The sequence below is a fragment of the Burkholderia sp. Bp8991 genome, assembly GCF_003853795.1.
Taxonomy (GTDB): domain Bacteria; phylum Pseudomonadota; class Gammaproteobacteria; order Burkholderiales; family Burkholderiaceae; genus Burkholderia.
In genome coordinates this window covers 142,952-166,622 of record NZ_QTQJ01000004.1, presented here as the reverse complement: position 1 = coordinate 166,622, position 23,671 = coordinate 142,952, and the positions used below count along the sequence as shown (strand labels likewise).

The following is a 23,671-nucleotide window of genomic DNA, read 5'->3' as shown; positions in this document are numbered from 1 at the left end:
AAAGTGCATTCCGTTAGAGTGGTTTGGATTTCTGAGGCGAAGGGGGGGAGAAAAAAACCTCCTTCGGCAGGAAGATATTATTCTGTGTCCCGGTTTCCTGAGGATGTTGATTGGCAAAATAATGCATGGAGTGTTGTTTTTGATTTGTTCGATCCTTGTCAATCCAATGGGGAAGTGGTGAGTTTTGGAGAGGTTGATTTTCTTGTAAATAATGCTCCTAAGGAGAGGGTGTTGAATCATAAAATATTTGATATTTATGAGGGCCCCAAGAAGGTCGCGGAGGTAACTGTACTTGATTGACGTGAATTAAGAAGGGTGCATCGTGTGGGCGCAGCGACAGATGACACTGGCTTGGAATCATGTGTCGGCTACGACGCCTATTCTTGGGAATGCTGCGAGTAATTCGATGCGGATTGCCGTGAGGATAGCGACAAGCCCTGGTAAAAATCGAGCCGTTACGTTGTTTCCGAAGTGAGGATTTTTGGAAATTAAATATTATGTTGTTTCGGCCTGCGATGCCGGGTTTGGTCACGGTGATGAACTTCATCTTATTAAGATTGGCGATGGCCGCGTTATAGGTTATTCATTGGAATTCGACACTTGTACTGCGGATATTGCTGATGTATGTGTCACCGAAAGAACCGGCCGCGCTAAATGGTTTGCCTGGGATGAGGGCTGGGAGTGGTGTGCTGCAAATCTAGAAGAAATAAGAAATCTGGGACTGGCTAGATATCTTGTTGGTTCAAAGAAGGATATGAAAATCAGCGCGAAGATTGATCCACTGTAAGTGCTGCAAGTGGGATTAGTAAGGCTCATGCCCCATCTATTTGTAGACCAATAAATATAAATGATTTCGATATCGATGGATTTATTCAGTTTGATTTTTTTGGCAAATAATTCTATCTTCACGAATATACGTCGAAATGCTTCGAAGATACCTAAACTTTCTGCGATGGAAAAATTCATCGATAGTGATTTGAGGAAGGCATTTCCTGGGGTGAGCGAGGATCCCGCTGGGTTTGGAATTTCCAAGGGCCATGAATTGGATGCTCTCGCAAGGCAAGGGGATGGGCAGGTGAAAATCGGAGGGTGTTTTAAATGATTTCTAAGCGCAATCGTTGCTTGAGCGTTGTTCTTCTGGAGGATGTTGATTTTCTTGGTTTGGTTGGGAAAATCGAAAGTGCATTTGGTGTGCGCCTTTCGGTGAAGGATGAAAAGGGGCGCTATATCGCAGATTGGGATGGCGATGATTTTTCCATCGAGGTCGTTGATAGAGTCGATCGCCTTGGTGATTCTTTGTCTGATGAAAATCATGTTGCGGATATTTTTATCGAGTCGGACGAGAATTTCAATGAAGAATTTGAGGGTAAAATAAAATCCGTCTTTAGAAATGGCAAGGTTGCGTGGAGTCGCGCGGTGTGGTCGCAAGTTAGTCGAGACGAAAGTTTGCGAGAGATATATCCTGATTCGGATTGATTTTAAACGGTGAGTGTTGACGGGGTTTTGTATTGGTTGCTCGGAATTTGAGCATAGAGACGTTATTTGTTGATGCAGAGACTGCTTTTAGTGCGACAGTTGTGACCTGATTCCCGTGCAGATCGTGACGAAGGACCGATTTGATGGGTCTGAGGAACTCCGCTGGCAATCTGCTCAGGCCCGGCTACCAGATTTACTTGCCGGGGGAAGCTTGGTGTGTTCGATATAGCAACTCCCGGGCAAGGACGAAGATCGATAAGTACGCTGCCGATGTCTGTCCGGACTAATATATTTTACTGATATGAGTGACGCAAAAACGAATCAACTGAGGTGGGGTGAGAGTCTATCCAAATCGACAAATCAAGAGATAAGCCTCATGGTGAAACGGATGGGCGCTCTTCCAGCGTCACCTTTCCATAAGACGGAAGATGGGCTTGCAGACTTTCGTGGTTTCCCCCTAAAGGTTCAGCTGTCCAGGGTGGCGATAAATGACGTTGATTTTTCTTATTCTATATGTCTCCTGGCGGGATCGTTGAATAATTGCAATGTCAGGCGGAGTAAATTTTTCGGCGCCAACTTCGATGGAAGATTTTTTGGGGCTTTGTTTGAGGACTGTGATTTTGAAAAGGCATCACTGAAAAGCACTGCGCTTGGGTCGGCGTCTTTTTTGAATTGCAGTTTTTCTGGCGCAAAATTGATTGATGCGATGGGTCGGGGGGCAATCTTCGAAAAGTGTTCATTTGACCGGGCAAATATGAGGAAGGCTGTCCTCCTTGGCTGTACATTCAATGAGTGTACGTTCGAGGGTGCAGGGTTTCACAATGGGTCTTTGGTGGGTTGCAAATTTATAGGGAATCGCCCGAGTGATAATCAATTGGGTAACACAATGATTTAGCATGGTAATCGTTGGATTTGAATGAAATGAGTGACAATCTCGGCCAAACAGTCGATCTATTGATTTCCCATAGCCAGATTCTAGTTAGGTCTAGACCGTATGACGAAGGTTTGAGCCAATGGGGAACGGGCAACCTTGATCAAGGTGCGGTACTTCACGACGACTACATCATTTTTGATCCACTTCCGGACGACGCTTTTGGCGCAAAGGTGTATTTGCGAGTAGCGAATAAATTTGAGATGGACGAGCAGGCGGCGCGATGCATCGTTGCTCCGTTTCGTATCACTGATCCCGGCGCGTTGGAAGTTGCATCGGCAACTGAAAAATTCAAGATTGCGCTGCCGTTACCGCTTGCTTCTTACGATGTGTATTACGAGGTCTGTGAGGGAGAGGAAGTATTCTATAAGTTTACATTTACCTCGGATGCCATGCATCGACAAGCAATGTATTTGCGCGATGACCCATGGGGTGGAAAGAAGGGAAAGCTGCTGTTGAGGGGAAGATTTGATAGGTAAAATATTTGCCTCTCTAATAATCGGAAGGGCTGGGCTTGAATCGTCGCTAACGAGGGCGGTGGACTGGTTTCTCCAGTTCTCCGCCCATTCGAAGTGCTTGTGGGTGAAAGGGGGGTGATGATTGGGTGCGCTCATGAAAATTTATAATTCTCTGTTGGAGCTAACTGAAAATATCCGATCGTTGCCAGAAAAAAGACTGGATTTACGCAAGCGTTGATTCGTGGCGGAGTGATCCAGAGGGGACGAGGTTTTTCTACATCCCGTGGGATTACATTCAAGATCTGGATGATGATGAAATTTATCTGGACAACGAGGGCATGGAGATGCCGAAATCAGTCGAGAAGTATAACTTGAGATGTTGGATGTTGGTGAATCATCTGAGCTATATTTTAAAAGGTGGGGTTGGTGAAAATGTTAATGTCAAGTGGTTTATCGATGAGGTAAATTATTATCGTGAAAACGATGAATTTAAGACTTAATTTTCAATGTCAAGAAATTTGCGATATTGCTTAATTATTCGATTCGAGCAGCTATGTGGCATTCACTCACATTGATAAGTCGCGAGCAGAAATCGATTCAAATGCAGAGTTGATCAGGCGGTCTCGGTAAGTTGGTTTCAATGACTTGTATTGCTGGGGCGGCGAGGCTTGTGCATACGATTCCCTGACTCATTGCATACGATCCAACTGGGTTGTGCAATGGTCAAATTTTATCGCTGCCGCCATGTTCGGGATGTCGCGACAACATGAATGTACCCGCTGGTCGACGACTCTAACATTGAAATAGTCGTCGGGGATATCTCTTTGGGGGGGCAACGAAATGCATCGTGTCCGTCATGCTAGCCTCACGTGGATAAAGCTGGTGGGGTTTTTGATTAGGAGATGGGTATGTTCGATATAGAGGCACATAAAAAATATCTCAAATCGATCCTCGCTTCAGGGAAGTTGGATGCCCTTGCTCGTTTCGGTGTTTGGTGCTGCTTTGGGCTTGCGCACGATGACTCAATATTCGAGTTTCTTGGTACCCATGCGGGGAGTACGAGCGTGCAGATCAGGCAGCGAGTTGACGACTACCTGGAACATGTGTGGAATGGAAACGTAAACCCCAATCCACTAAGCGATTTAGAGCAAGTCAACTGGGATCCTGATGCAGTAAAAATAGATGACGATGCAGCAGCCCAAGGTGCGACTGATTTGCTGGCAGGGCTTTCTTTCTTGGATAAATGGCGTGCCGAACACAAATTAGAACTAGTGGTGGCGTGTGCTGAGGTTTTGGTCAATCGGATTGACTATTTGGAAGGTTTTGATCTAATCGGCGGAAATGTCGATAACCCGGTTGAAAATGAAATGAACTTTCAGAGAGAATTCGCACGAGATCTTGTTGGTGGGAGAGTGTCTGATTGGGATAAGAGGAAATATCACGAGTGGTTATTCAATCTCGGATCTCCTTAATCAAGAAAGGCTGGGGTCTTGAGTGCGACGATTGGAATAAGTTGGCGTCGGTCGTACCCAAAGGATTGGCTTGGCAATGGGACGACGCTTTGTCAGAGAAGTGGGGCACGCAATTTAAGAATGGGACGGACGACTTGCCGGGAGACAAAGGTCCGACGTCTCCCTGTCAGGAATACCGCGTCGCGCCATCGCCTGGCGTTACCGGTGCGGACACTAATCGCATTGTGGTGAACAACCAAACGGGAGGGATGTATTACATACGGACGCATTATGGCTATACAGGAAATCCTGCTGTTGTTCAGATCGGGTGATTTATGATGCTGCGTAAGCCAGGACTTTATGTGGTCGATTCGGGCGAAGCGGAACGCATTGCCGAAGAGTGTAGGCACCGCGGTTGGCTAGTCATGTGTTTGCCTGACGGAGTTGCATCCAAGGGTCAGTTTTTTGATGCGATTCGTAGCACATGCCCGCTAGATCCGCCGTTACACAGCAATCGGAGCTGGGATGCGTTGTCCGATTCTCTGTGGTCAGGTTTGGATGAGGTTGAGGAGGAGGAAGTCGCAATCTTTTTGGCCCAATTCCGACCGGATGAAAATAGCAGTGCCCGAGTCTTTCGCTATCGCGACAGATATATTCGTCGATTTGTGTATTTCGTTGGCTGACCCGAGCGTCACGGCGTCCAGAACGAAGACGTTATTGGTTTTTCAAACTCCACATTGAGTGTGGGTAAGGGCATCGGCACATACAGAAGTGTCAGGGTCACCGCGGCCACGTAATGCTCGTAGAGTCTTAGCAGCGACATGAACCTCTTTCAGTCCAAGCCAGATGGCCTTCGCGCCGGGTTCGCCGGACTCAAGGTCCAAACATCAGCCGCTTCATCGATCCGGATCCCGCCAAGTCACGTCTGCATGACCAACGACGTCAACTGCGCCGCCCGCGTCACTTCCGTCTTCGCATAGATCGACTTGATCTGCGAGCGGATCGTGCCGATCGACACGCCGCGCAGCTCGGCGCATTCCTGCGGCGAGCGTCCGTCGCAGCACAGCAGCACCGCGAGATCGGCTTCGGCCGACGACAGTCCGTAGAACACGCGCAGCCGCTGCGCGCGTGCCGCCGGCGAACGCAGGTCGGCTGCCGTCATCAATGCCGCGACGCCGGGCCGCTCGCGCACGAGGCGTGACTGTTCGGGCACCGGTATCAGCGCGAGCGGCAGCGGTTCGCCCGTCGCACGGCGCAGCAACAGCCCACCGCGCGCGAACGCGTGCCGCCATTGCGCATCGTCGACGCAGCCTTCCGGTGCGAAGCGCCCGTTCGCGATCCGCAGCGCAGGTTCCGCCGCGATCAGTTGATCGGCTGCGCGATTCGTATAGCGGAGTTCGCGTTGCGCGCCGAGCAAGAACACCGGCAACGGAAGCGCATCGAGCGCCGATTCCGCGGCGGCCACGCGTGCTTCGAGTTCGCCGATGCGTGCCTCGATCCGCAGTGCGCGGCTGATGTGTGCGCCCATGCTTTCGATCGCGACGCGCTGTGCGTCCGACAGGCCCTGCGATTCGGGGCCGCTCTGTACGCTGAGGAATGCGCCGGTGTGCTCGCCGCGATGGATATACAGGCCGGCGATGCTGCCGATCCCGTACGGCCTCAGGAATTCCTGGTAGAACACGCAGTGTTCGCGCTGCGGGCGGGACAGTTGCTTGACGTCCTCGAACCAGCGACCAGTCGGCCAGTTGCCGGCGATCGGTACGACCGGGTCATACAGATAGAACTCGGTGTTGTATGCGCGGCGGCAATCGGCAACCCACGGCTTGTCGTCGCCCGCAGCCCGGTCGATGACCGGCACTCCCGCCGCATCGTCGAACGACAGCAGCGTGGCCATGCGCACGCCTACCGACGATCGCAAGCCGTCGAGCACGACTTCCCATCTCTGATCGCCCAGTGCTGCAGCGTAGATGTCATCGAGCAATGCCGATGGAATCAACTCGTTCCGTTGCATTTGGCTACCCCGCGCGATGCGTTCTTTTTGACGGCCTTTCGGGCATCTTACTCATTCTCGCGTTGGGTTCAATATGCGTGGGTGATTTCGGCCGGAAACGTGTTGCTTTGGGTGCGTTTCTCGTCAGATGTAATGGCGGTTTTCAATATTCTTGCGCGACTTTTCTGCATGCAGGACAAGGGTTGCGGTATTGCCAGATGATTACAACATTGCAATTTTTCATTTCATGCAGATACGGATACGGAAATGTCTGGGCACGGCCAGGTACGGTCATTGGTTACGGGTGCATGTCGGACATTCGAGTGTCGGCTTCATTCAGTTGTCGACCGTTCGCGGCCTGACGATACCAGTGTGGTGCTTCGTCGATTGGCTTGATCTACCGCTCCCAGCCATGCAGCGTCATTCGTCCGTCGCGTCGCTCGGACATTCAGACGGCAGCTCTGCCCAGCGAACGGCCATTTCGATTGGCGAAGGCGAACGTTGCTTCATCTGCTAATGCTGTCGTTTGTTGGGAACGTGTCGGGTTCAGACACAAGCGCCGATACCGGCACTGTTATTTTCGCACGCAGAGTTTCGCAGCGATCGTCTCCATTGGAGTGTCAGGGACGATGTCGGCATATCCAGTGCCGAGCGAAGTCCCTACCTCAGTGCCGCGCAGGGATAGATGTGAGTCGATGGAGCTAACGCGCATAGACGCGCAGTCTATTTCGTAGCGGCCCAGCCATTGATCGTATTGACCGACATCCTGGAACGTTTGCGGTGGCGAGTAGACGGTCTTGATCCATACACGAGTAATTGGCCCGCTGCGCATCAGGGAGGCCCTGTCGTAATACGAGCGGGTGCCCGGAGAATCTGCGGGGGTTACTATTTCGATCCAATCAGACGCAATAGCCGACGCAGAGACCACGGCAAGCGCAGCGCTAACGAGCGATTCTCGCACCATTATTCACACCCGTTCCAAGTGTAATCCCGAGCATGATAACGGCACTGGCAACTAAAGTGATCAAACGAAAGGCACTTATGGACTTGAGAGCTGCCATCAAGGCGTTGCTCAGTCGCGCGGCGGCTGGGGGGCGGGTGCTGCGGCCCGCGTCGGGCGGCAGTCGGCCAGTGTCGGCCATTCCGGTTCGCGTTTGGTCGGACACTCGAACGACCGCTCCGCCATCGTAAGCGAGCAGTCAACCTTCAAGTGGACGCGTCGCGGGTACGCGATTGGAATTTTGAGAGCGGGCCGCATGTGTGATTCGCATGCCCGCTTCTAGCTCAATCTGGGGAGTGTTCCAAAACATCCCATTCTGACCACTCGGGAATCGACCCGCGTCGAATAATGGTCTTGATCAACTCGACACATTTGAGTACTGCTTCGTCGATGATCGCATCAACAGGAATCTTGGCGTTCAATATTTTCTTTGCCCCAGTCGCATCCTTGCCCTCATGGACGAGCGTGCTTCTGATCTGGTACATCTCCTTCATCAAGGCAACGTTTCTCTTTCGCTCCTCTCCGTCGCCGCCAAAGAGGCGTGTCGATCGAACAGTTATTTTGTGAGTCATCTCGGCATTGCCCTGACCCAACAGTGCCTCAAACGCAATGGCAAGCTCCAGCGCTCGATCCCCGACACTTCTACGCCGTTGTGCTTGATTGAGGCGTTGAAGTGCTAAGCGGACCTTTCCTTTCGTTGGATCGTCGAGGTTCAGGTATGCATTTACGATTTCGACTGCCTCGGTGGGATCGAGCGGGGGGTATTCCTCTGATTTGTGGGGCAAAATTTCGAGTGCTCGCATCCGCCTGGCGTTCATCGACACCGCGAGCTGTATATCTGGATCATTGTACGCAAACCAGATATAGGCCGAGATCGGAACACGGGGACCGACGACGGTCAGGGCTAACGTGATTTCGCCTAAAAGCGCCTCATCTGCAACATATGCCTTCGCTTTGTCTTGATCGATACCGTTGCCCGTTGGGTCGAATACCAGTGGCGCAACAGCTCTTTCGAGAACTAAGGCGGACTTCGGTTGTACGAAATCGAGTGAGGTCATCAGCACAGAGTCAGATGCACCGAATTTGTACTCGGTGAGCATCCGCTTTTGGGGGCCATCGGGAAGATCGGCTATTGGAACGATCTTGACGCTCTTGGTCAGCGCGATCTCTTGGTCCACTGGTACACCCCAAAGAGCTTCGATCATCTTCCCAGCCGCTTTCTTGGTTCCGAGCACCTTGAGCATCCAATCGATCGCCTCCTCTCCGGAACCAGACCGGATGGTTCTCTGTATCATCCGCTCGGCAACCTGCATTGGATAAAGGCAGCCACTCGACGCGCTGTCGTATGCTATGTGTAACGTGCGGTCACCGGGGAAACGGTTGTCCTGTTTGACCGACGCTAGGATGTTTTTAGCCAAATCTCGAATACGCATGCCGGCTGCAAATCGAACGTCGCGAACGTCGGAGTCGAGTGCCGTCTTCAAATCTAGGTCGTAAACCGCCTTGACGGTTTCTTTGGATGCAGTCTCTAGTTGTTGAGCGAGACTGAGGGTGTCGCCCCGTTGTTTTCGCTTTCTGGGTGTGTTCATGTTCGCTCATTTGTTGGCCGGTCGGCGACCATTGGCTTCGGCCGAGGACACGACATGATTGATCGAACGATTGTTATACCTTGGAAGCCGCCGTTAAGGGTACGCGGGCCCGAAGGGCAGTTCAGGGTCGAGTTCTGCCGACCATGTCGGGCGGTAGCCGGCCATAAGCGGTCACCCGGTCACTACGACTTTACGCCGCCCGACCGTCTGCTTCGGTCCGGTCAGCGAACATTCCATCTTCTGTTTCGGGAACCTTGCTGCACCAGATCACCCAGATTTCGCCAGGCAGTTGCAGCGCCGATAATCAGAAGCAGCACCGAAACGGTCAACGCTCGTTCCACCCCGTGCATGAAGGACGCCGCATCTGTCTGCCGAACGAAGAAACCGAATAAAGCGACGCCGATCACACCGCCGACCTGACGGGCGGCATTCAACAATCCCGACGCTATACCCGACTGTGCACCGCTCACAGCGGCCAGCATCGCAGCAGTGATAGTTGGAATGGTCAGAGCGATTCCACTACCCGCGAACAGCATGGGTAGCGCAAGCAGCCAGAAGGACTGTGCTGCGATGGCCGGCCACATCGCGAGATAGCCGGCTGCGGAAATCAGCAGACTGACCGTTGCCAGCGCACGCGCGCCGACCCGGCTCGCCAGTCGCCCCGCGACGATATTCACAATCACCAGGATGCCCATCATCGGCAGGAATGCCACGCCCGTTCGGACCGGCGTCATATGCCAGACCGACTGAAAGAGCAGGCTCAATGTGAAGACGATGCCGTAAAAAGCCAGATTGGCAAGCATGCCGATCAGGGTCGCGCAGCGGACAACGCGGTCCTGCCACAACGCGGCAGGCAGCATCGCGTCGGGATTGCGCGATTCCAGCCAGACGAACGCGATACTCATTCCGACGAATAGGGCGAAGGCACTCTCGACAAACGCACTACGCCAGCCCAGCGCGCTCACTTCGGTCGATGCGAACGTGAGTGCTGCCAGCGCGACCGCGCCAGTGAGTTGCCCCGGGAGATCCAGACTCCGGCCGACTTGCGCGTCCGTATCGGGCGCGAACCGCCATGTCAGCCAGATGCCTGCGATGCCCACGGGCACGTTGACCAGAAAGATGCTTCGCCAACTAACCGCGGTGATCAGCAGCCCGCCTACCAAAGGGCCAGCGGCCAAAGCTATGCCGCCGCCCGCGCCCCACCAGCCGATCGCACGGCCGCGCTCCGTCGCGTCCTCGAACGCCACCCGCAAAACGGCCAGTGAGTTCGGCACCAGCAGCGCGGCCCCCGCCCCCTGAACGAGGCGCCAGCCGATTAACGCGTGCACAGATTGAGCCACCCCGCAGCCGATCGATGAAATCGTGAATATCGCGTAGCCGGCCATGAATACTCGCTTTGCGCCCCACCTGTCGCCGAGCGCGCCCGCGATGAGCAGCAACGACGCAAAGACCAGCGCATACGCGTTGACGACCCATTGGAGGTCTGTGATATCCGCATCGAAGACCGATCTCAAAGCATCAAGCGCAACGTTGACGACGCTGACATCGATCAGCACGACCACAAAGCCAAGGCATGCCGCTGTTTGAACCAGCAACGGGCGACGTCTGGACGGTATCTGCATGGTCGATCCTTCGAGTTCAAAGGACCGAAGCGTAAAGGATTGCTTTCTGTGCGAATATTCCGCAAATCCGCATAGTAGCCTGGAGAAAATGCACAGATGTTCGACTGGGAAAACCTTCGCTATTTCGTCGCCGTGGCGCAAACCGGCAGTCTCTCCGCGGCGGCACGGCGTCTGAATGTCGATCATGCGACAGTCAGCCGTCGCCTGAGCGCGCTCGAAGCCGAACTGAAGATGCGCCTGGTCGACCGGCTGCCGCGTGCGTGTCGGCCGACATCGGCAGGCACGCTCATTCTGGAATTCGCGGAGCAGATGGAGGAGCGCGCGTTTTCGATCGAGCGCCTCGCGCTCGCGGAACAGACGCCCTTGCACGGCGTGGTTACAGTCAGCGTACCGCCGGTGCTCGCAAACAATCTGTTCGCGAATCATTTTCATGAATTCGCGCGACTACATCCGGGAATTCGCTTGGCGATCGCCAGCCAGGCACAGCGCGTTTCCCTCGGACGTCGCGAAGCGGATCTCGCGGTGCGCCTCGTTCGCCCGGAGGAACCGCAGAATGTCACCCGCAAGCTTGGGGAGATGATGTTCGGCCTCTATGCAAGCCGAGAATATGCGCATGCGTTAGCACCCGACGATTGGGCATTCATTGGATACGAAGCACAATACGCAGAAATGCCGCATCAGCAATGGCTGCAATCGATCGCTCAAGGCCGCCGCATCGTCTGCGAAGTCAGCGATATCACGACGCAGCAGGTAGCGGCGCGCACGGGTGTGGGTGTTGCAGGCCTCCCCCTCTTCATGGGTGACGGCGATCCTGAATTGCAGCGGCTGCCGTTCGATGGGGCGTCGTTCTCGCGTGAGCTCTGGCTTGTGGTGCATGCCGATCTCCGACATTCGCCAGCGATTCGTGCCGTGATCGACTTCATCTCAGACGTGGCAACCAGAACCTTCGCGCAAAATTCCGCGGTGTAGCGACGACTTCGACGTTGGCTTGCAACGCCGGAACCAGGCGTCCGATCGCCACTTCGAAGCGGCCCTTGACGGCAGTGGCCGATGACCGGCGGCTAGGGGTCGACTACGGTCAGCTCGATCGGGCCGGAATCGGCCAGTTGCGGCCGTCCGCCGTCGAAAGTACGCGGTCGTTCGAGCGGCCGCTTCCCTGGAGCAGCGGACTTGCATGCTCGGACGTGTTCGGCGGTATCGGACGCTGTAGCGTTGAGACGGGCGATCTGATAGGTTTGCCGGTGGGTCCTTCGATGACTAGTTTCTCCAGAAAAGTAGAAAAGCCCCACTTTACTCGATCAGATAGGCGAAAACACGATGTCAACGCATCAATTGCAGCTCCGTCCAATCGATGACCTTCGCAACGAAAGATTCTTTGTGCCCAATTATCAGCGCGGATACCGCTGGTCGAGACGACAGGTCACGGAACTACTTTCTGACGTCTGGGATTTTGTTCAGTCCGGGGCGAAGGCCAAAAATGAGTTTTACTGTCTTCAGCCCATCGTCGTGGCCCCAGTCGAAGGTGGCAGTTGGGAAGTGGTCGATGGGCAGCAGCGACTGACGACGTTGTATCTGATCCTGCACTTTTTCAACGGTCGTTTCCAGGAAGCATTCAGGAAGCAGCTTTACTCGATTGAGTATGAAACGCGACCAGCGAGCGCCGACTACTTGCGCGAGCTACAGCCAGAACGCGCCAAAGAGAATATTGACTTCTTCCATATGGCGGAGGCCTTCGCGGCGATTCAGGAGTGGTTCGCGGGCAAGTTCAACAGGGTGAACGACATCGAATCTGCCTTCCTAAACGACGTCAAGGTCATCTGGTACGAGATTGAAACCGGAGGCGGGAAGCCGATGGAGGTATTCAGGCGCCTCAATATCGGAAAAATTCCGCTGACAGACGCCGAGTTGGTCAAGGCCTTGTTCCTGCGGTCGAGCAACTTCCAGGGGGAAGGGCAACGGGCGCTTCAGCTGCGGCAATTGCAAATTGCACACGAGTGGGATGCAATGGAGCGCCGACTCCAGGAAGATGAGTTCTGGTTTTTCCTGACCAATGCCCGTCTAGAAGCCGGTCGAATCCAGTTTGTACTCAAGCTCTCTGCCGAACGCATTAAACACTCTGGACCTGGATGGAGCAACGCTTCAGTCTTTCACACCTTTGCCCAACGGCTGTCGGAGCCCAGTTCGCACGCATGGTCGGAGTGGGAGGACGTAAAGCGTCAGTTTCTGGCAATGGAGGAGTGGTTCCGTGACGGCAGGCTCTACCACATGGTCGGCTTTTTGGCGAGCCATGATGCGGGTGAGCCCCATCGGGCGATCGCCAACGTGTCGCGTCTGTCGGCCGAAGCCGGGAGCAAGCGCGCTTTCCGGCGAAAGTTGAAAGCAGAGATCTTCCAGCGGATCTTCCGGCGCAGCCGGGATGCAGCACCGAGTGCTGGCGTCGAACTCAGCGAGTTCGTGAAAGCGGAGCTTGGGGGCCTCGACTACGACTCCGATGCTGTTCATATTCGCAACGTACTGCTGCTGTTCAATGTGGCGTCGCTGACGGAGAGCGATTCCCGTGCTCGTTTTCCGTTCGATGCGTACAAAAACGAGAGGTGGGACATCGAGCACATTCGTTCCGTTCAGTCTCGAATGCCTCGGCGGCAGGATGATCAGAAGCGGTGGTTGAGCAATGTTCTTGAGTATCTCGGGTGCGACGCGTCGGAGGTGGACGGCGAAGGCGGGTCCATAGTGCGGCCAGATGGGCACGACGACTTGGTGCAGGAAGGGAAAGCCATTATTGGCGCTCAGAGTTTCGACAGCGAAGCATTTGAGGCTTTCTTCAAACATGTCCAGGAGCGTTTTGATACCTTCCAAGACATCGACGTTGATGACACCCTCGGCAACCTGACACTGCTCGATCACGTTACGAATCGAAGTTATGGCAATGCGATCTTTCCCATAAAACGCAAGACGGTGATTGCTTTGGATAAGGTGGGAAAGTTTGTCCCTCTGTGTACCAAAAATGTCTTTCTCAAGTACTACAGTACGAGAGTTGACCGCATGCTCGTATGGTCAAAGGAAGACGCTGCCACCTATGCGTCCGCAATTCGCGACTGCCTGACACGATTTTTTGCAGAGGAGGACCTGGCATGAGCCAAGGGAAGCTGCATACGTTTTTTGGACTTCTCGAGGACGTTGACGTCATCGAGATTCCCGTAATTCAGCGGGACTATGCTCAGGGACGGACGGAGGTGGGTGACATTCGTGAGAGCTTCCTGTCGGCGATAGCCGGAGCATTGAAGGACGAAAATTCGCCGCTCGATCTGGACTTTGTGTACGGCAGCGTGGCGCATGATGGACTACGGACACTGTCGGTGCTCGATGGCCAACAGCGCCTCACGACGCTCTTCTTGCTGCATCGGTATCTGGCGTCGTTAGACGGAAAATTTGAGAATTTCCGAGAACGTTGGTGGATAAAGGAAGGAGGGCGTACGCGTTTTGCCTACTCCACCCGTCCCAGCGCTGCCGAGTTCTTCGAGGCGCTAACGGTGAACCACTTCGATATCCCAGGCGTACACGAAAACACAGCCTTATCCGCCTTGATTGTCGACTCAAAGTGGTTTTTTGACGCCTGGCGTCGAGACCCAACCGTCCGCTCCGCCCTGGTCATGCTTGATGCTATCGACGACAAGTTTGGGAACACGGAGGGACTCTATCGGATACTCGTGGAAGAGCGACGTGTCACCTTCCATTACCTCGATCTTCGCGATTTTGGGTTGTCGGACGATCTTTACATCAAGATGAACGCTCGAGGCAAAGCCCTCACTCCGTTTGAGAACTTCAAGGCTTGGATTGTCGAGAAAGTCGCGGACGAAGCTTGGTCGGAAGACTTCACGACAAAGCTGGATCAGCAGTGGGTCGATCTTTTCTGGACGGTCGCGGGACGTAACGGCGCCGGTGGCGAAAGCTTCGATGACCTGTTCATGCGCTTCTTCTATATTTCGGCCTATTTTCAGACCTGCCAACGCGTCAGTGGGTACTGGAACGCAACCAACGATGACCGCAGTTGGCTCTCAAAGCTCCGAGACGCACGGGGCTACTGCCCGCTAAGAGAGTTCGATGCTAACGGCTCGCTTATGCCGGCACAGATCGCCGAGATCGGAGTGGTACTTGACTATCTGGCGAGCGATCGGGGGGCAAGGTTCGTTCACATTCTCCAGCGAGCCTTGGCGCCGAGAGCGGACTACTACGATCTACTTCGCTTGTACGCGGTCATGGCCTTTTTGCTATCGCCCGATGTGCAAAAGCTCGACGATGCCCCCCACGAGATGTGCTTGCGTCGGTGGTCGCGCGTGACCCGGAACTTGATCCAGAACACGCGTATCGATGAACCGAGTACGGCGGTTGGCGCAATAAAAGGCTTGACGACGTTGGCCAAGCACGCAACTTCGCTCTATGAGACTCTTGTCGGGGATACGCCGGGTAGTCTCGGGTTCAATAGAACCCAGATCGAAGAGGAGCGCCAGAAAGCTGCGCTGCTTTTGAAGGACGACGAGTGGGGGAATCTGCTCGACGAAGCAGAATCTCACTGGTACCTGCAGGGGCGCGTCGGCTTCCTTTTGAAGTTGAGCACGACAGGATCTTCAGCGCCCGGCAAGGAACAGTTTCAAAAGTACACGGCGGTCGCAAAACGGGTATTGACGCAAGACATTCTTGCGTCTCAAGAGTTCGTGCTACAACGAGCGCTGCTTTCGCTGTATGACTTCCTCCCGGCGTCAACCGGAGATAATCATACCTTCTGCGTTCCAAACGCTACCTCTTACCGCGATCGCCAGGAGAACTGGTTACCGGTCTTCGAGGATTCCCGATTCCAGGAATTTCTTGATGCCATCGGTGATGACGGTCCAACCTCGCTCAGACAACTGATCGACAACAGCGCCGCGACGGGCTGGCGCGCCTTGATGGTTCGCGATCCAAAACTGCTCGACTACTGCGGCTTGCGGCTGATACGCAAGTCCGCAGATGGTGTACTGCTCCTGTCGAAGGTACGACTGTCTGGCTACTTCGCTGAAGCGCACAGCTATGCGCTTTATCTTGAACTTAAGCGACAGCAGAGGGCTGGGGAACTCAGCGATATAAAGCAGATCACCTACCGAGATGTGTATGGCGACGACTATCCAAGCCTCTACATCAAATCGGACGCTGACTATTGGATATTTTTCAGTCGCGACCAGTGGAACTGCCGGCGTACCGGTGGCGAACCAGCAGAGATGCCGGGGTCAATCGCTCTGATAGCGGAGCGCTTCAGTTGACGTGACGATATAGCATACGCCACAGACACGTGCGAGATAGGATGACGATTCGAGGCTGACCTGACTTCAATCCGACGCACCGATTACGTGCTCAACGGCCGTTATACGTTGGGAAACGGCCATCGCGATAAACTCTGTTCGAGTGGCGGTAAGGGGTCGGCTACGGCCGACCGCGTCAGGCGGCAGTCGGTCAGTTTCGGTCATTCGGTAGCGTCGACAATGCGTCTAGCTACGCACTCGCTATGCGTGAACTGTCGGGCACCGCAGGTTAAATATTGCAAGCATTTCCGTCATCGTCCATGCTCCTGCCAGACGGGACATACACGACTCTTGCGACGGCATGGACCCATCGTCCTGGACCGAAGGGCACAATGCTTGATGTGACTTTCCAATCGACGGTGACGGAATTGTTTGCTTTGATCATGTTCATCTGCGCGCTGCTAGTTGGTCCCGCCGTGTATTTCAAGGATGCCGAACAGACTTTGTAATCAGCGGGGGCGGTGGCGGTCCAACTGCTTTGGCACGTTCCTTCCAGAGCCTGGACGCTGCAGCCTAAGTCGCCGCTCTCCTCGACTTTTTGCGGTTTAGTTTGAATGACAACTGTTTTTAGTTTGAAATCATTGGTCGATGGTATATACGCGGAGCACTGGAAATTTTGACCCGCATGGTTCCCATTAACCGCCACCAACACGGATTTTCCAAATTGTCGAGTGAGTGGCACTTGTATGGAGCCAGGATCCAACTGATACTTTAGGGGCAATAGCTTGCCTCTTGGAGTATTGTCAAATCTAGAGGTCGCTCCATCGGACACATCGGTCATCGTTACTATGAGTCTTGTGCTAGATTCTTGCTTCCAGTTTAATGTAATCAGGGCGTCTTGAGCGCCATACGGCGACGCCCAGCAGGTTAGACCTTGCTTATTTGCCATGCATTGTGCCCAACTCTGCACAATCGCATCTGAAGCTAAGCGCTGCATTAGATAATCGGCTGAGCTGGACGCGTCTCTCGAACTGGTTGTATTGCATGCGCTGCTTTTCCATGCGTTAAATTGGTTCTGACTAAAATTGCTAGAGTCGACATGTTTTCCGCCGAAATTCAACCCAAAACTGTCGTAGCCTATATCGATATTAACTCCGCCATTCAAAGAGCTTTGAGAGTTGATGAGATTTATCGCTTCTTGATACGACGAAGCGCATAGTTGAGCATACGCTGCCCTGTTAGCGGCTTCCGAAGATGCGAAATTTGTCTGGTTAAAGGCGCCATTCCTAAGGATGTCCCTGCAACTATCGGCTTGGCTAGGCTGTTGAGCATTCGCCCCACTGCAAACCGCAAGCAAAAAAGCAAGCATATGTCGCATGGCGATTCCCAAAATTATTGTTGGAATTTAGGATAGTTGTTGGAAGGAGGTGTGACCTCATAGGGATTTCCCTATGCTGAACTATATCGGTAGAAGGATCCGGCGCGTATATAAGAGTCTTCAGGTGTCGCGGGGATTCAATCGAGCTGCAGACCCAGCATAAGCGCTGCAGGCATGGGTATTGAAGTAGTTCGCCCTAGAGAATATAAGGTTGCTTGTGGAAAAGCTGCTATTTATGTAAACATGATGAATAACGTGCCATTCGGATTAATGCGGATGGGATTAACACTTTCAAAGTAGAAGGTGTAAGAAGGATCATTTTCTAGAACAAATATTCAAGAGCGTTTTGGCTGGTCTGGCTAAGTGCCTAGGAAAGGCGGGATTCGCTCTCGGGAGTTTTCGCACCTGTGTGAGCAAGGCCACGAACGCCCGCTACCCGAAAAATCGTACGTCTGTTTTGGCGACGGCCGTTGATGAAATGACGGCGAGGCCATCTTAGACGTCATCTGATGCTGACTGAGAGGTCCGGTCTTGGCTTGCGCAGGTGACCTTGCGGCGTCGGTTGCTATGGCCGGTATTGGGCGGAGGCGCGAGATCCGATTCAGGGCATGCCTCTGCCCAGGCTTCAACCTCGCGCGTCAGCCATGCTACCCGGCGGTCGGAAAGCAGGCGTGGCTTCGGGAATTCTCTCTCGCGTACTAGTTTCTGGACGGTCGCTTCCGATAGCGAAAGAGTGATTGCCACTGCAGGCAAGTCGAGGTAGAGCGGCTTTATGGTGGTCGATGCGGGCATGCTACGATCCCTCAGTCTCAAAAGGATTTACTGATGCGATGCAAAAGAAATTTGTGATGCGGGGGTGCGACCTGCGAACCGCGCGTGACGGAGGACGGCAGGTACGCCACCTAGGTCGAGGTAGCGAAGTTGGGTATCAGCCGGCAGGCTGCGTTCTGGAGTCTCGGTGAGTTCGCCACGGAGGCCGAGGCGGTCGAGTACGCGAAGAACTTCTCAGTGGAGTGGCTCAGCCGTTACGGCTAGGATTCGCAAAGGGAAAACGTATGGTTTGCCGTGCTTGCCAGGCACTTCAAGGCCGTCCACTTTCGTGTGCTCCCCATCCGTCGCTGAGGCTCAGCGAAGAAGAACAACGTTTCACCGCAATATTGCAGGGCGTTCAGGTAGCCGCAGTTCCAGCAAGCTACCGATGTGAAGCCTGTGGGGCTCTGGCTTGGCAAGGCATGCCAGGCGACGACGATTTCGATTGTTGGGTTGTTCCTGAGGCCGAACGCATGGATTGATGTTGTCTTGGCGACGAGCACGATACAATCAATGTGCCAATATTGGCGACCACTGACGGGGTTAATCATGGCGATGAATCCGAAGCAGACGTCGAAGAAGGTGGCGGCAACTGCAAGCCAGCAACTGAAAAGCAAGAGTACTGGCGCCAAGGCAAAACAGACCGCCGCAAGCGCGCTAGCTCAAGCTCCGCTAAAGAAGTCGACAGCTAAGACTCGCGGATAACATGATCCGCTGCGGGGGCGGCTCGCCCCCGTTTTCACGTTCGAACCCATCCCGTCGACGTCGAACGGTCAAAACATACACTGAACTGGCAAGAGGGGGAAGCGCTTGTATGGACAATAGCGAACGCGAGAAACTATTAAACCTTGCATTTCGCCCGCATTATCCGATCGAAGAGCGCGAAAGCTTCTTCGGTCGCGAGCAGGAACAGCAGCGTGTAATTCAGGCACTACACAGCCCTGGGCAGCACGTCGTCATCTATGGGGAGCGCGGCGCAGGTAAAACCTCATTAGCTCGCGTGAGCACGATCGGAAGCCCCCGAATTGACGTTTTCTGCGAAAGCGATTCATCCTTCTCAAAGCTTGCACGTGACGTCATTCTTAAGTATCAGCAGGCATTCCCGGCCAAGCTCGTTTATGACGCCGCGACTGACCGTGTCTCCATCGAAGGGGTCATGCGTTCAATCGACAATTTGGACGGAAACAGCCTGAAATCGCTGCTGCCCAACGAGACGCTCGTGATCATCTTCGATGAAGTTGATCGACTTCCGGCAGATACACTCGCGAGTCTTGGCGAATTTGCAAAGAATGCAGCCACCGACCTCGGTAAATCGACTCTTGTGTTCGTCGGCGTCGGCACTACAGTGAACGATCTGCTACGTGGTCACGAGTCTGTCTTCCGGAACATCAAATCTGTAGGGCTAGGCCGATTTGAGCGAGACTCAGACATAAGAGCAATTCTAGAAAAAGGTGGCGGAATTCTGGGGCTCAAATTTTCCCCATCAGCCATCTCTGATATTATCCTGGCGTCTGACCGTCTGCCGTTTTATGTTCAGTTACTCGGGATCACGTCTGCCCGTGTGGCGATGATCGAAGGCTCGAAAACAGTCACAAAGGAGCACGTTACAAGAGGCGCTGAGGATGCGGCTCAAGACGCGGATGAAACGCTGCGAGACGCGTACGAGTCGGCCATCCTTTCCTCGCGGAGTGATGTCTACAGGTACATCCTGTGGGGATTGGCGTCGTTGGACGGGCGCATGGAGGGCGCCGTCGGGCAGATCGCAGAAGTTGCATCAAAGTTCGCGCCAGGCAAAGACATAAGCGCGCAGGTAGCGGGTACCGCTTTGAAACAGCTGATCTCTGACAGCCGACAAAGCATCATTTCGGCTCGCACAATGGGACCGAGGAAAACCTTCTATTCTTTTTCACATCCGCTGATGCGCGGATATGTAAGGTTGCGAATTCATGCCGCTAACAACCGCACAGAGTGACTTCGAAAAGAATACGCAGTTGTGTTTGCATTCATATTGGCAGATTAGGGCCGCGAACGCCGCAATGATGCAGTTCACTCAATCTGGACCGTGGACGACCCTTCCACTGGAGTTCGGTAACTTGCCTCGCACGACGCAAGTTCGACCGCCGCAACAAGTGCCAGTTAGCGCTGCATTACGCGAGATCGAGAGCTATGTAAAGAATGGGAGGGCCATCACGGATTTCTTTTTTGCGGTGATCTCGCACTTTGAGTCTTTCCTTTCCGCAGCGTTGGCCGCAAAAGCTCAATCCACAGATGGGACACTTGGCCAGCTCATGGCGCGGGCGAAGCAAGGGTATGCCATCCCAACTTCGCCGGAAACAGAAATGGCGGACGAGGTTCGGGAACGCCGGAATATGCTGGTGCACCATCGAGGAGTGGCACAGCAGCGCTACGTGTCTGTTGCCAGTGTTACATCGCTGCCTAGCCATATCCGTTCGACAGCACTTGGACAGGTGTTAGCTATCGATGACAGCTATTTTGCTTACGTGTGTGATGGCCTAATCACTTACGCGCGACTTTTTTAGTGGCTCGTATATGTGAGTCGGCGCAGTGCGCATCTTCCACCACGCCGCTACGGACGGTGGATGGCGTCGACAGAAGGGTCTTCGCACGTGTTAAGGAGGAGCGGAAAGGGTTATGCGTAGGGACTTGTCGAGCGTCTTGAGATCTGAACGACCGTTGTACCTTGTAAACTGACGCGGGAGCCACGCGAGGGCGAACGACAGCAACGGGTCGGCTACGGCCGAGCACGTCGGGCGGCAGTCGGCCAATAGTTGCCATTCGCGCAACGCAGAAGGCCGTCGTTCCAATGGCCGCTTCACTTCGGAAGCTGCCGGATGCCCGGTGGAATAAAGTCGGCCTCAACTGACGGGCCGAGGCTTCCGACCACCAGACCGCCGATCTTTTGCGGATTCGCGGTGTCGATGGTGATAGCGTGCATTTTCATGTTCAATTCCTCGTGCAGGGGGTTGCAGACAGGAGCCTGACGAGCTTCGGCTCAACGTGCGCTGTCGATGATCGAGCCGCCATCGGGAGTGAGACTCGATCCCGTGATGTACTGCGAATCCTTGCTGGCGAGAAACAGGACAACAGGGGCAATGTCCTCTTCCGGCGAGCCGTAGCGACCGAGCGGATTGGTCGGCGCAGGCGCGTTGGCCTCCGGCCCCCACGTCTCAGCGACCGGCAAGACGTTGTTCACGGTGATCTTGTCAGCTCCCCATTCGCGCGCGGCCGTCCGAGTCAGGGCGCGGACGGCCTCTTTAGCCATGTTGTAGGGGCCATAACCGACGAGGCCGACGACACCTGCCATCGAGCCGAAGTTGATGATCCGACCTTCGCCGCTTGCCTTGAGATAGGGATAGCACGCCTGCATCGTGCGCAGGTAGGCAATCGGGCCAACTTCGAAATTGCGCTGCAACTTCTCCACCGACAGGTCGATAATGGACGAGAAAGGAACAGTGGGGTCGAAAGCGTTGTTTACGAGGATGTCGATGCCACCATAGCCGGCGACAACCTTGTCCACCGCCGCCTTGACATGATCGGGGTTGCTGATATCGCAAGGCACGCCAAGCGCCGTACCACCGGCGGCGGTGATGTCGGCAACGACGGCTTCTACGTTCGCAGGCGTAAGCGAGAGAACTGCGACCTTGGCACCTTCTGCTGCGAACAGCTTCGCGGTAGCTCGGCCAATGCCGCGACCGGCACCAGTGACGATGGCAACTTTTCCGTTGAGTCGGGCCATGATTTTTCCTTTCAATTGGAGATTGCTTGATGCGTTGCTGCGACTACGCCATATGGCGAGGGAATGTCGCGGGCGACGTTTTGAGTGGTGAACGAGACGATCAGCAGCACAAGGCCGATCACGGCCGGTACCGCGCCCTTGGGCTTGTGCACGCCGAGGTGCGCCGAGCCGGACAGAAGCAGGTGAAAGAAGATGCCGGCATAGGCCAGATCGCTCAGCGGCACGCTGAATCGCGACAGGATCGCAATCGGCCCGAGAACTTTGACGACGGCCATGAGAGGCACGAGGTAGGGAGCCGGATAGTTCAGCTCGGCATGCGCCTGGCGCACCCAATCCCTTTTGGCAATGTAGAGCACCGCAGATGTCATGTAGAGCAGTGCCAGCAGTGTCGTGCTGATCCAGTATGCGTAGTTCGCAGGCATTTGAGGGTTCCTAAAGATGTTTCTTATCGACGTACCTCAAGGATGTCGTCTAATATGGAAACCATCAAGTAGGATGATTAATTAACGCTTAGTATGAAAAACCATACCAAAGACCCTGACGAGATCAACATGCACGACGAAATGCGCCGGGCATTTGCGTTGCTTTCAGGCAAATGGAAGCTGGAGATCATGTGGCTGCTCAATCAGCGCATCTATCGCTTTGGAGAGTTGCGAAAAGCGATTCCCGGCATCACCCAACACATGCTGACGGCTCAGCTTCGCGAGCTAGAGGCGGACGGTCTGATATCCCGTACCGTTTTCGCGGAAGTGCCTCCGCGGGTCGAATACGAGATCACTCAAAAGGCCCGTGGACTTGGGCCTACGATGGAAGCGCTCACGGTTTGGTGGAACGAGTACGGTCGAACCCTGCCGGGCAAGCCAACTTCACGCGGTCGGAAGGCCAAAGGCAGCTAATCTGACTTTGCGGTCAGATGCGCTGATTTCCAGTCAGCCGATCAACTGGCCTCGCAGTTTCCGAAACTCCCAAGATACGACGCGACCTCGCACCGTAGGAGCATGTGTCAGCGCGACAGACTCACTCGTCGTTCCGCCAAGTCAACCAATCAGGCTGTACATCGAGTGACGGGTCCACTCCGATAACTGCCGTTGGGCGGGATCGATAACGAAGGTCTGGAGTGGGTCGATTGCAGCCTGTCAAAGCTATAGAAAGCGAACGTTTCCAGCGAGCAACTTCGTCATGACGGGAAGTCGGAAGAGACGGAGCAGCAGTAGCTTCTGTATCGAACTCTGCTCTTGCCGCGCGTGAAGCCAATTCATTCGAACTGTTTCGAATGATCGCGTCCCGAGGCCGATCGACGGCCGCGTCGATTAGCTTTTCCTTCCGCATCTGCGCATGCGATGGCGCGGCGCACGCGAGCGAAGTTGCGTACCTATGCCTAACGGCTAACGTTCGCGTAAGCCGCAAATATTGGGCGTCAGCGATGGTCTAATAGGCAATGTCCAGTGATGATCGCGCGTGCATCGCGCGCGCGAATGGACGCAACGTAACCGGTCCCTATCGAAACATTGCTTTCATCGGGGCAAAAAACAAAGGAGGAATCCAGACCACAAAAAACGCTGTAGTAAACGAGCGCGGGCCGCAAGTGCTACCAACACTCACGACCCGCTAACCACAGCCAACTTATAGAGAGTTGCCCATGGCTAAGCCGAATCATAAGGCACGACCACCGAAGACGGAACGTTTCGTCACGATCCAGGAAATGTGGGGTACCCCGAAAACGGACATCAAGCCGGAGAAGTTCTACCCGTACATGAAGATTGGTGGAATGTGGCTGATCGAAGATGCGTGTTTCGTACCCGGCCAGAAGGCGCGGATCGATATTGAGCCTGGCAGGCTGATCATCACGAAACTGTAAAAGGCAACGCCGCAAGACGCGGCCGCGCTGCGCGACGTCGCGCAGCGCGCCAGGCAACGCAGGGTAGCCGCTATCAGC

24 protein-coding genes and 1 pseudogene are annotated in these 23,671 nt (G+C 54.4%); 15 read left to right on the top strand and 10 right to left on the bottom strand.

What is annotated here, in order from left to right:
- The first annotated feature begins 18 nt into the window (after positions 1 to 18).
- The 7 genes from DIE02_RS06220 to DIE02_RS06190 all read left to right on the top strand — a co-directional run bounded on the left by DIE02_RS06220 (position 19) and on the right by DIE02_RS06190 (position 4,337).
- Positions 19 to 300, top strand: a complete 282-nt coding sequence (locus DIE02_RS06220) for a hypothetical protein (RefSeq protein ID WP_221622558.1) — start codon at positions 19 to 21, stop codon at positions 298 to 300.
- Between the two features lie 181 nt (positions 301 to 481).
- A complete protein-coding gene (locus DIE02_RS06215; protein ID WP_124485229.1) occupies positions 482 to 787 on the top strand; it encodes a hypothetical protein in 306 nt (101 codons plus the stop codon).
- A 75-nt stretch (positions 788 to 862) separates the two neighbouring features.
- Entirely contained in the window at positions 863 to 1,102 is a 240-nt protein-coding gene (locus DIE02_RS06210; RefSeq protein ID WP_124485230.1) for a hypothetical protein, read from the top strand.
- A complete protein-coding gene (locus DIE02_RS06205) occupies positions 1,099 to 1,476 on the top strand; it encodes a hypothetical protein (protein WP_124485231.1) in 378 nt (125 codons plus the stop codon). Before DIE02_RS06210 ends, DIE02_RS06205 begins: the two co-directional genes overlap by 4 nt.
- Before the next feature lie 301 nt (positions 1,477 to 1,777).
- Positions 1,778 to 2,371 carry a pentapeptide repeat-containing protein gene (locus DIE02_RS36415; protein ID WP_124485232.1) on the top strand — a complete coding sequence of 198 codons (594 nt, stop codon included), beginning with the start codon at positions 1,778 to 1,780 and terminating at the stop codon, positions 2,369 to 2,371.
- Between the two features lie 26 nt (positions 2,372 to 2,397).
- A complete protein-coding gene (comJ, locus tag DIE02_RS06195; protein ID WP_124485233.1) occupies positions 2,398 to 2,886 on the top strand; it encodes a competence protein ComJ in 489 nt (162 codons plus the stop codon).
- Between the two features lie 887 nt (positions 2,887 to 3,773).
- A complete protein-coding gene (locus DIE02_RS06190; protein ID WP_124485234.1) occupies positions 3,774 to 4,337 on the top strand; it encodes a hypothetical protein in 564 nt (187 codons plus the stop codon).
- 898 nt (positions 4,338 to 5,235) lie between these two features.
- Here DIE02_RS06190 and DIE02_RS06185 read toward each other — a convergent pair.
- The 4 genes from DIE02_RS06185 to DIE02_RS06175 form a co-directional block, all read right to left on the bottom strand.
- Positions 5,236 to 6,327: a helix-turn-helix transcriptional regulator gene (locus DIE02_RS06185; protein ID WP_124485235.1), complete on the bottom strand. Its 1,092-nt coding sequence runs from the start codon at positions 6,325 to 6,327 to the stop codon at positions 5,236 to 5,238.
- 553 nt (positions 6,328 to 6,880) lie between these two features.
- Positions 6,881 to 7,270 carry a surface-adhesin E family protein gene (locus DIE02_RS36410; RefSeq protein WP_409362218.1) on the bottom strand — a complete coding sequence of 130 codons (390 nt, stop codon included), beginning with the start codon at positions 7,268 to 7,270 and terminating at the stop codon, positions 6,881 to 6,883.
- Between the two features lie 320 nt (positions 7,271 to 7,590).
- Positions 7,591 to 8,895 (bottom strand): HEPN domain-containing protein, encoded by a 1,305-nt coding sequence (locus DIE02_RS06180; protein ID WP_124485236.1) that lies wholly within the window; start codon positions 8,893 to 8,895, stop codon positions 7,591 to 7,593.
- 221 nt (positions 8,896 to 9,116) lie between these two features.
- Positions 9,117 to 10,517, bottom strand: coding sequence for an MFS transporter (locus tag DIE02_RS06175; RefSeq protein ID WP_124485237.1), 1,401 nt, complete (start codon positions 10,515 to 10,517; stop codon positions 9,117 to 9,119).
- A 96-nt stretch (positions 10,518 to 10,613) separates the two neighbouring features.
- Here DIE02_RS06175 and DIE02_RS06170 point away from each other — a divergent pair, with 96 nt between their 5' ends.
- From DIE02_RS06170 to DIE02_RS06160, 3 genes are all read left to right on the top strand, one after another.
- The gene (locus DIE02_RS06170; RefSeq protein WP_124485238.1) at positions 10,614 to 11,486 is read left to right on the top strand and encodes a LysR family transcriptional regulator; all 873 of its coding nucleotides are present in this window, start codon (positions 10,614 to 10,616) and stop codon (positions 11,484 to 11,486) included.
- A 348-nt stretch (positions 11,487 to 11,834) separates the two neighbouring features.
- Positions 11,835 to 13,652 (top strand): DUF262 domain-containing protein, encoded by a 1,818-nt coding sequence (locus DIE02_RS06165; RefSeq protein WP_124485239.1) that lies wholly within the window; start codon positions 11,835 to 11,837, stop codon positions 13,650 to 13,652.
- A complete protein-coding gene (locus DIE02_RS06160) occupies positions 13,649 to 15,811 on the top strand; it encodes a DUF262 domain-containing protein (RefSeq protein ID WP_185702598.1) in 2,163 nt (720 codons plus the stop codon). The genes DIE02_RS06165 and DIE02_RS06160 overlap by 4 nt, the downstream gene beginning before the upstream one ends.
- A 268-nt stretch (positions 15,812 to 16,079) precedes the next feature.
- On the opposite strand, the gene DIE02_RS06155 is transcribed toward DIE02_RS06160, so the two are convergent.
- Both DIE02_RS06155 and DIE02_RS06150 read right to left on the bottom strand, forming a co-directional pair.
- A complete protein-coding gene (locus tag DIE02_RS06155) occupies positions 16,080 to 17,168 on the bottom strand; it encodes a hypothetical protein (protein ID WP_124485241.1) in 1,089 nt (362 codons plus the stop codon).
- A gap of 495 nt (positions 17,169 to 17,663) precedes the next feature.
- On the bottom strand, positions 17,664 to 17,960 hold the full coding sequence (locus tag DIE02_RS06150; RefSeq protein WP_260427239.1) for an AlpA family transcriptional regulator: 297 nt from the start codon (positions 17,958 to 17,960) through the stop codon (positions 17,664 to 17,666).
- Positions 17,961 to 17,998: 38 nt separating this feature from the next.
- Here DIE02_RS06150 and DIE02_RS35920 point away from each other — a divergent pair.
- Positions 17,999 to 18,203 (top strand): annotated as a pseudogene (locus DIE02_RS35920) (hypothetical protein).
- Here DIE02_RS35920 and DIE02_RS06140 read toward each other — a convergent pair.
- A complete protein-coding gene (locus DIE02_RS06140; protein WP_124485242.1) occupies positions 18,200 to 18,529 on the bottom strand; it encodes a hypothetical protein in 330 nt (109 codons plus the stop codon). The pseudogene DIE02_RS35920 and the gene DIE02_RS06140 sit on opposite strands and share 4 nt — an antisense overlap.
- 263 nt (positions 18,530 to 18,792) lie before the next feature.
- Here DIE02_RS06140 and DIE02_RS06135 point away from each other — a divergent pair, with 263 nt between their 5' ends.
- Positions 18,793 to 19,950: an AAA family ATPase gene (locus tag DIE02_RS06135; protein WP_185702597.1), complete on the top strand. Its 1,158-nt coding sequence runs from the start codon at positions 18,793 to 18,795 to the stop codon at positions 19,948 to 19,950.
- A gap of 64 nt (positions 19,951 to 20,014) precedes the next feature.
- Positions 20,015 to 20,518 (top strand): hypothetical protein, encoded by a 504-nt coding sequence (locus DIE02_RS06130; RefSeq protein WP_124485244.1) that lies wholly within the window; start codon positions 20,015 to 20,017, stop codon positions 20,516 to 20,518.
- A 293-nt stretch (positions 20,519 to 20,811) separates the two neighbouring features.
- On the opposite strand, the gene DIE02_RS35915 is transcribed toward DIE02_RS06130, so the two are convergent.
- The 3 genes from DIE02_RS35915 to DIE02_RS06120 are packed head-to-tail and all read right to left on the bottom strand — an operon-like array spanning position 20,812 to position 22,157.
- On the bottom strand, positions 20,812 to 20,940 hold the full coding sequence (locus DIE02_RS35915; protein WP_260427238.1) for a hypothetical protein: 129 nt from the start codon (positions 20,938 to 20,940) through the stop codon (positions 20,812 to 20,814).
- Between the two features lie 51 nt (positions 20,941 to 20,991).
- On the bottom strand, positions 20,992 to 21,735 hold the full coding sequence (locus tag DIE02_RS06125) for an SDR family NAD(P)-dependent oxidoreductase (RefSeq protein WP_124485245.1): 744 nt from the start codon (positions 21,733 to 21,735) through the stop codon (positions 20,992 to 20,994).
- Between the two features lie 11 nt (positions 21,736 to 21,746).
- The gene (locus tag DIE02_RS06120) at positions 21,747 to 22,157 is read right to left on the bottom strand and encodes a DoxX family protein (protein WP_124485246.1); all 411 of its coding nucleotides are present in this window, start codon (positions 22,155 to 22,157) and stop codon (positions 21,747 to 21,749) included.
- 93 nt (positions 22,158 to 22,250) lie between these two features.
- Between DIE02_RS06120 and DIE02_RS06115 the strand changes: the two genes are divergently transcribed.
- On the top strand, positions 22,251 to 22,631 hold the full coding sequence (locus DIE02_RS06115; RefSeq protein WP_124485247.1) for a helix-turn-helix domain-containing protein: 381 nt from the start codon (positions 22,251 to 22,253) through the stop codon (positions 22,629 to 22,631).
- 743 nt (positions 22,632 to 23,374) lie between these two features.
- Positions 23,375 to 23,593: a hypothetical protein gene (locus DIE02_RS06110; RefSeq protein WP_044846844.1), complete on the top strand. Its 219-nt coding sequence runs from the start codon at positions 23,375 to 23,377 to the stop codon at positions 23,591 to 23,593.
- Positions 23,594 to 23,671 lie beyond the last annotated feature (78 nt).

Bases quoted from the DNA above. Each gene is read 5' to 3' on its own strand.
- DIE02_RS06210 (WP_124485230.1), top strand. From the start codon at position 863: ATGGATTTATTCAGTTTGATTTTTTTGGCAAATAATTCTATCTTCACG.
- DIE02_RS06205 (WP_124485231.1), top strand. From the start codon at position 1,099: ATGATTTCTAAGCGCAATCGTTGCTTGAGCGTTGTTCTTCTGGAGGAT.
- DIE02_RS36415 (WP_124485232.1), top strand. From the start codon at position 1,778: ATGAGTGACGCAAAAACGAATCAACTGAGGTGGGGTGAGAGTCTATCC.
- comJ (WP_124485233.1), top strand. From the start codon at position 2,398: ATGAGTGACAATCTCGGCCAAACAGTCGATCTATTGATTTCCCATAGC.
- DIE02_RS06190 (WP_124485234.1), top strand. From the start codon at position 3,774: ATGTTCGATATAGAGGCACATAAAAAATATCTCAAATCGATCCTCGCT.
- DIE02_RS06185 (WP_124485235.1), bottom strand. From the start codon at position 6,327: ATGCAACGGAACGAGTTGATTCCATCGGCATTGCTCGATGACATCTAC.
- DIE02_RS36410 (WP_409362218.1), bottom strand. From the start codon at position 7,270: ATGGTGCGAGAATCGCTCGTTAGCGCTGCGCTTGCCGTGGTCTCTGCG.
- DIE02_RS06180 (WP_124485236.1), bottom strand. From the start codon at position 8,895: ATGAACACACCCAGAAAGCGAAAACAACGGGGCGACACCCTCAGTCTC.
- DIE02_RS06175 (WP_124485237.1), bottom strand. From the start codon at position 10,517: ATGCAGATACCGTCCAGACGTCGCCCGTTGCTGGTTCAAACAGCGGCA.
- DIE02_RS06170 (WP_124485238.1), top strand. From the start codon at position 10,614: ATGTTCGACTGGGAAAACCTTCGCTATTTCGTCGCCGTGGCGCAAACC.
- DIE02_RS06165 (WP_124485239.1), top strand. From the start codon at position 11,835: ATGTCAACGCATCAATTGCAGCTCCGTCCAATCGATGACCTTCGCAAC.
- DIE02_RS06160 (WP_185702598.1), top strand. From the start codon at position 13,649: ATGAGCCAAGGGAAGCTGCATACGTTTTTTGGACTTCTCGAGGACGTT.
- DIE02_RS06155 (WP_124485241.1), bottom strand. From the start codon at position 17,168: ATGCGACATATGCTTGCTTTTTTGCTTGCGGTTTGCAGTGGGGCGAAT.
- DIE02_RS06150 (WP_260427239.1), bottom strand. From the start codon at position 17,960: ATGCCCGCATCGACCACCATAAAGCCGCTCTACCTCGACTTGCCTGCA.
- DIE02_RS06140 (WP_124485242.1), bottom strand. From the start codon at position 18,529: ATGATTAACCCCGTCAGTGGTCGCCAATATTGGCACATTGATTGTATC.
- DIE02_RS06135 (WP_185702597.1), top strand. From the start codon at position 18,793: ATGGACAATAGCGAACGCGAGAAACTATTAAACCTTGCATTTCGCCCG.
- DIE02_RS06130 (WP_124485244.1), top strand. From the start codon at position 20,015: ATGATGCAGTTCACTCAATCTGGACCGTGGACGACCCTTCCACTGGAG.
- DIE02_RS35915 (WP_260427238.1), bottom strand. From the start codon at position 20,940: ATGAAAATGCACGCTATCACCATCGACACCGCGAATCCGCAAAAGATC.
- DIE02_RS06125 (WP_124485245.1), bottom strand. From the start codon at position 21,735: ATGGCCCGACTCAACGGAAAAGTTGCCATCGTCACTGGTGCCGGTCGC.
- DIE02_RS06120 (WP_124485246.1), bottom strand. From the start codon at position 22,157: ATGCCTGCGAACTACGCATACTGGATCAGCACGACACTGCTGGCACTG.
- DIE02_RS06115 (WP_124485247.1), top strand. From the start codon at position 22,251: ATGAAAAACCATACCAAAGACCCTGACGAGATCAACATGCACGACGAA.
- DIE02_RS06110 (WP_044846844.1), top strand. From the start codon at position 23,375: ATGGCTAAGCCGAATCATAAGGCACGACCACCGAAGACGGAACGTTTC.